The sequence below is a fragment of the Synechococcales cyanobacterium T60_A2020_003 genome, from assembly GCA_015272205.1.
Taxonomy (GTDB): domain Bacteria; phylum Cyanobacteriota; class Cyanobacteriia; order RECH01; family RECH01; genus JACYMB01.
The window spans coordinates 1-6,214 of record JACYMB010000260.1 but is presented as its reverse complement, the minus strand read 5'-3'; the positions used below and the strand labels follow the sequence as shown (position 1 = coordinate 6,214).

7 protein-coding genes are annotated in these 6,214 nt (G+C 53.5%); 3 read left to right on the top strand and 4 right to left on the bottom strand.

The window, feature by feature from the left end:
* Nucleotides 1-38 precede the first annotated feature (38 nt).
* Nucleotides 39-437, top strand: coding sequence for a hypothetical protein (locus IGR76_12910; protein ID MBF2079379.1), 399 nt, complete (start codon nucleotides 39-41; stop codon nucleotides 435-437).
* Nucleotides 438-609: 172 nt separating this feature from the next.
* Here IGR76_12910 and IGR76_12905 read toward each other — a convergent pair whose 3' ends face one another.
* Complete coding sequence (locus IGR76_12905; protein MBF2079378.1) at nucleotides 610-2,610, bottom strand: protein phosphatase 2C domain-containing protein; 2,001 nt, start codon at nucleotides 2,608-2,610, stop codon at nucleotides 610-612.
* A 225-nt stretch (nucleotides 2,611-2,835) separates the two neighbouring features.
* Between IGR76_12905 and IGR76_12900 the strand changes: the two genes are divergently transcribed.
* Nucleotides 2,836-3,261, top strand: a complete 426-nt coding sequence (locus IGR76_12900; protein ID MBF2079377.1) for an NfeD family protein — start codon at nucleotides 2,836-2,838, stop codon at nucleotides 3,259-3,261.
* A 67-nt stretch (nucleotides 3,262-3,328) separates the two neighbouring features.
* Nucleotides 3,329-4,297 carry an SPFH/Band 7/PHB domain protein gene (locus IGR76_12895; GenBank protein MBF2079376.1) on the top strand — a complete coding sequence of 323 codons (969 nt, stop codon included), beginning with the start codon at nucleotides 3,329-3,331 and terminating at the stop codon, nucleotides 4,295-4,297.
* Between the two features lie 188 nt (nucleotides 4,298-4,485).
* Here IGR76_12895 and IGR76_12890 read toward each other — a convergent pair whose 3' ends face one another.
* From IGR76_12890 to IGR76_12880, 3 genes are all read right to left on the bottom strand, one after another.
* Entirely contained in the window at nucleotides 4,486-4,971 is a 486-nt protein-coding gene (locus tag IGR76_12890) for a DUF2996 domain-containing protein (GenBank protein MBF2079375.1), read from the bottom strand.
* A gap of 287 nt (nucleotides 4,972-5,258) precedes the next feature.
* The gene (locus tag IGR76_12885) at nucleotides 5,259-5,837 is read right to left on the bottom strand and encodes a Uma2 family endonuclease (protein ID MBF2079374.1); all 579 of its coding nucleotides are present in this window, start codon (nucleotides 5,835-5,837) and stop codon (nucleotides 5,259-5,261) included.
* A gap of 35 nt (nucleotides 5,838-5,872) precedes the next feature.
* A partial coding sequence (locus tag IGR76_12880; GenBank protein ID MBF2079373.1) for a Uma2 family endonuclease occupies nucleotides 5,873-6,214 on the bottom strand: 342 nt, incomplete at its 5' end.

Here is a 6,214-nt window from a genome sequence, read left to right as displayed (position 1 = left end):
TCGACACCTGGACCGAGTTACTCTGCCATGCCGCCTGATTGGATAAAGTCGAGCTCAAGGAAGACGTCATCTACACCGAAGAGGAAGAGGCAACAGCAGAAGGGGAAACTCTTGAAGAGTATGAACTTGAAGAAGAAACAATGATGGAAGGTGAAACCGTTGTCGAAGAAGAGACGATGATGGAAGGTGAAGTCTCTGAGGAAGAGACCATGATGGAAGGCGAAACCGTCATCGAAGGAGAGGCAACGATGGAAAGCGAGACTGTTGAAAGCACAGTCGAAAGCGAAGTCACCGTTGAAGAAACAACCGTTGAAACCCAAGTTATCGAAACGGAAGTTGTTGAACCTGCACCCGCTCCCGCTCCTGCGGCTGCACCCGCTCCCGCTCCTGCGGCTGCACCCGCTCCCGCTCCTGAGCCTGTTCGTGCTCTTTGGTAATTCATCGTAAGGGTCTAGGTCTACTTCTATTGCTCAGGGGATTGTCATCTATGCGTAATAGCAAATAGATTCTCTCGACTCATGGATCTGGCACTGGTGCTTAGATTGCCCATCAGCTTTTCTGATGGGCAATTTGCTTATTATGGACGCTCGCTTCGCAAAATCCTCGCTGCTATTCCGGACGCACCTGCTCAATGGTATGTTGGAAGCTCGTTGGGCTTAAGAATCGCCATGCCAAAATTCCAACTCCCCCCGTGATAAAGCCAAGAAGGATAACGCCAAGAATCACCATCCACAGCTTGATTGGTCGTTCTGCTTGGGGCTGTTCTACTGCACCAGCAGCATCTACCTCATCGCCGTACAGCAGCGCCTTAGAGGCTTCTGACAGTTCATCATCAAACCCACTGGAGGACGCATAGAGATTCTCAATTTGAGGATCAAACGCCTCAACGTTGAGCAACTCTGGCTGGGGCGATCCAACCTGACAGAGCATCATCACCACCGAAGTGTTGTCGTTTCCGTTACGCTGATTTGCCAGTTCCAGCCACGATCGCACCGCTGCTTCCAGGGACATTTTGCCTTTGAGTACCAGCTTGCTGGAATGTTCCCACAACGCCTCCACCCAGCCATCATCACTAAGACCGTCAGAACAAAGCAGCAAAATACCGTCTTCCTCAATCACCAAGCGCTGGACATGGGGAGCCAACGCACTGCCATCCTTCATACCCAGGGCTTGGGTGAGGGCTTCGGCGTTAGGAATGGTGGACGTTTGATGATACAAGGCACGACCGAGGCGCACTTCCCGCGACGCTACATCATCATCCACCGTAAGCTGACGGCACGCGTGAGCAGTAATCCAGTAGGCGCGGCTATCCCCAACGTTCACAACGTATAGTTCGTGTCCGTTACTAATTCCACCCGGCGACAGGATTTGCTGCGGCAATTGCAGCCCCATGGCCAAGGTGGTACACATGCGCTGGCGACCTTTGCGTTCTTGCTCGTTGTTTTGGCTAGTGATCAGGTTATTAGTCACCCGAACGATCGCCTCTAGTTGCTGGGTGATCAGGTCTGGAGTTAGCACTTCGGCCTGCTCGGCCAGTTCAGTCAACAGGGCACACACTTGCAGCTTGAGCGATCGCACCGCTAGTTGACTGGCGACTTCACCTCCTGCATGTCCCCCAATGCCATCACAGACGATCGCCAAGCGGGGCATCAGCAATAGATCATCGGGGAGAGAGGCATCAACATCACTGAGGGTGTTGGGGTAGCAGGTGTCTTCATTGTGGGTGCGTTGGGGTCCTGTGGTGGTGGCTCCGGCGATCTTGAGGTTGATGGGAAGTTGGCTCGCTTGCTCCAGCAGAATGCGATTGAGCTGCTGGGCGATCGCCCTGGGGTATTCAACACCAGCAGCTTGAGCAACGGCAGAAGGTTCCCATTCCGCCATTGCGCCTGCCATCACAGGCACCCGCGCCGGGGTTACTGCTTGCTGCATCAGTAGACAAACCTCGCGTAACGGTTGCCCTACCGTAGGCTGAGCGGTATCCGTCCAGGGCAACCAAAGGGCAGCGAGATCGGCTAGCGTGGGTGCGGTTTCATTACCCCCATCACCAAGCAATTCCCGCAGTTGAATCCGCCAGCCCTCCACGTAAAGATTGGCTGGGTTGAGCAAACTCGTCGCAACCCCGGCCTGCTTCAGCGGTGTCCAAAGCTGCAACAGTTGCCACAGCCAGGACACCTGACGCACCGGAGAGGCGTTGCTCCACGCGGATTGCAATGAGGGATAGGGGTGACCTGAGGGATCAATGGCGCTACGTTCAAGCAGCAGAATTGGGCGGGCGCTATTGATGGGGGACACAACATCGTACACCTGGGGGATATGAACGTGCTGATCGCTCAACTGGAGGTAGGAACGGGCGGCTTCGGGAATAGCGTTGTCTTCCACAAGGGACGATCGCCCTGGGGTACAATCCAGCCAAACCTGGGGAGCCATAACCATGTAGCGATCGCCCACCAGGGTTCCCGGTTCGAGAAGAGTTGCGCCGTACCCGGTTGCCCACAGGTAGCGGTAGGCGAGGGGCTTACGACAGCCGCGACACAGGCGCTGACCAAATTTATTTTCGGAATTGCGGCATTCCGCATTGGAGCATTCTATAGCAAAGGTCGGACTGGTCATAGCGTTGGCTTCCTCGGTACAACCCTAAATGTAGGACTTAGCCCCTGATCATACCAGGCAAATTCCCGAAGCGAGAAAATTGCGAAAAACCTTTAACCTTAAACTCGTGATGGCTACTGATAGAGTACACCTGTCCCATCGTCCAACCTTGAAAATATGCCGATTATCCCAAGGGATTCAGCATCCCTGGGCTAGATTGGGGGTAAGGAATTTTATATAGACATCATGTCACTGTCCCTCCTTTGGCTTATTGTCGGCGTCATTCTCTGTTTGATGGAATTTGTATTGCCGACGGCGTTTATTGAATTTACCCTTGGCCTAAGTGCGCTGATTGTGGCGGCAGTGGCTCTTGTGGCTCCCCAAGTATCCATTCAGATCGCGATTTGGCTAGTTCTATCAGTCGTCTTTACGATTCTGGTGCGTCGCTTTGTGCCCACAAGTAAAGATACACGGGCGATCGCCGACGCTACTGATGCGACGACCTTAACGGAAATTCCGGCGGGAATGCCTGGGCGCGTCCTGTATGAAGGCAATTCCTGGCAAGCCCGCTGTGATGATCCTGAACTGGCGATCGCCCCCAACGAAGCCGTTTACGTGGTAGGCCGACGGGGAAATACGCTCCTCGTGATGCCGATTAAGGCCATTCAGTAATTCAGCTAAAACTCTGAGCTTTGACCATTCCTTAATCTCATTCATACCTTTATATGGAGATAGTCCGATGGGTAATTTATTTGGCTTGTTAATTCTGCTTGCGTTTGGCGGTTCCGTCGCGGCGGGTTCCGTTCGCATCGTGAACCAGGGAAACGCGGCATTGGTGGAACGGGTAGGCAAATACAGCGGTAAGAAGCTTGAACCGGGCATTAACTTCCTGTTTCCCTTTCTGGATCGGGTGGTGTATCAGGAAACCATCCGGGAAAAGGTGATCGACATTCCGCCTCAGCAGTGCATCACCCGCGACAACGTTTCCATTTCCGTAGATGCGGTGGTCTACTGGCGGATTATGGATTTGGAGAAAGCTTACTACAAGGTGGAAAATCTCCAGACTGCGATGGTGAACCTAGTGCTGACCCAAATCCGTGCCGAGATGGGCAAGCTGGAATTGGACGAAACCTTTACCGCTCGATCAGAAATTAATGAAGTCCTGCTGCGCGAACTAGATACCGCCACCGATCCGTGGGGCGTCAAAGTGACCCGTGTGGAACTGCGCGACATCGTTCCCTCAAAGGCGGTGCAGGACTCCATGGAACTGCAAATGTCGGCAGAACGACGCAAACGGGCGGCCATCCTAACCTCTGAAGGGGAACGGGAATCGGCGGTGAACTCTTCACGGGGTCGGGCAGAGGCGCAGGTTCTAGAAGCAGAGGCGAGTCAAAAGGCATCGATCCTGGCGGCGGAAGCGGAACAGAAGGCGATCGTGCTCCGGGCGCAGGCACTCCGTCAGGAACAGGTGCTCAAAGCTCAGGCCACCGCAGAATCGATTCAGATTGTGGCGAATATGCTCAAGACTGATCCCTCGGCGAGAGAGGCACTCCAGTTCTTGCTGGCTCAGCACTATATCGACATGGGCACGAAGATTGGCACCAGCGATAGCAGCAAGGTGATGTTTATGGATCCTAAGAGCATCCCGGCAACGGTTGAAGGAATTCAGTCCATCGTATCGGATACAAAACGTGGCCAGATCCAGTGATTGTACCAGTTCTCAGTTTTGAGGTTTAAGTTTTGAGTTACAAAAGCCGTGTCATTCCCTAGGTTAGGCGTTGACATCTATAGCCCAATGTTGGGAGAAACGGTATCAGAGCAAAGCTAATAGACCCATAGATCAAACGTCGTGAAGGGATTGACTCTCCACGACGTTTTTTGATTGTTAGGGAAGGCTTAGTTGCGTACTAGCCACTTCTGACCGTTCAGCCGTTGCAGGGTGTACTGTACCATCAAATCCAGCGTGACTTTGCGTTCGTCAATCATGAACGACTCTAGAACACTGGGGGTTGAGCCTCTATCGGCAGAGCAGAAAAACTTGGGTGCGGCAATATCTTCCTTAGAAAACCCGATGATGAACTGACGCCGTCCACCGTTCAACTGACCAATTACTTGCCAGCAAGGATCGGTCACTAAGCCAGGAATGGGATAGGAACGATTTTCAAAGGCGAGGTATAAATCCGTTATCCCCTCTTTAGCCATCGCGTTCTTCACGGCAGGCATGAAGTCCTGTTTGATGAATTCGGGAAACGGCTTGTCTTCAACAGCAGGTGGCTTTTCTTTCTTTGCTTTTGCGGCAGGGGCAGCTTCCCCCCCAGCGGCCTTTGCAGGTGGTTTCTCGGTCGCTTGTTCGTCTGCTTTTGGAGTAGTCTCGTCTGCCATTGCGTCTGTCCCTTTCAATGAGGTCGTTCAGTGGAGGTGTAGAGGATTGGCTTAAGCATCATCCGCGATTTGCAAATGATTTGGCCTAACACACCCTACTTCGATCGGTATCTCCTTATCAATACCCTACCGCAGGTTTTGAGGAACCTAAAGCGGTTTCCCATAGACCCTGCCTATGGTCGAGTTTAGAAAAGGTTAGAGGTTCAAGGGAGGATGGGGCGATCGCCTACAACCAGAGCCAGTCTAGGGCGGAGGAGTGATGGAGTAAAGGCGTGATGGGGTGGGGCTTATGCCCAGAGCCAGTCTAGGGTGAGGGTGAAGCCGGGTAAGACCGATTCGCCGGAGAGTTCGCTGGGGGTTTGTAGAACTTCAACGGGTTGGTTGGGTCGGTAAATTTCCACTTGCCCATCCTCAGGATTGATCAGCCATCCTAACCGAACGCCGCTAGTCTGATATTCCTGCATTTTCGCCTGAACGGTTTTGAGGTTATCGCTGGGCGATCGCAGTTCCAGCACAAAATCCGGACAAAGGGGCGGAAACTTGCGTCGTTCGTCGGGAGTGAGGGCGTCCCATCGGGATTTTTCCACCCAGGCGACATCAGGAGAGCGATCGCCCCCACCGGGAATCCGAAAGCAGGTTGAGGAGTCAAATACGATACCGAGCTTCGCCTGACGATTCCAAATCCCAAAATCGATGATCAATTCTGCGTTGGTTTTCCCGGTTTCTCCGCCTGTGGGCGACATAATCACCAGTTCTCCTGCGGGAGTGCGTTCAAATTTGACATCTGGGTTGGCCTCACACAGTCGGTCGAACTGGTCTGCGGTGAGGGTGAGGATCGGGCTGAGGTCGATGGTGTACGCCGTCATGGGGGTGATGGGGTGGGGGAGTGATGGGGTGGGGTTTATGACCAGAGCCAGTCTAGGGTGAGGGTGAAGCCGGGTAAGACCGATTCGCCGGAGAGTTCGCTGGGGGTTTGTAGAACTTCAACGGGTTGGTTGGGTCGGTAAATTTCCACTTGCCCATCCTCAGGATTGATCAGCCATCCTAACCGAACGCCGCTAGTCTGATATTCCTGCATTTTCGCCTGAACGGTTTTGAGGTTATCGCTGGGCGATCGCAGTTCCAGCACAAAATCCGGACAAAGGGGCGGAAACTTGCGTCGTTCGTCGGGAGTGAGGGCGTCCCATCGGGATTTTTCCACCCAGGCGACATCAGGAGAGCGATCGCCCCCACCGGGAATCCG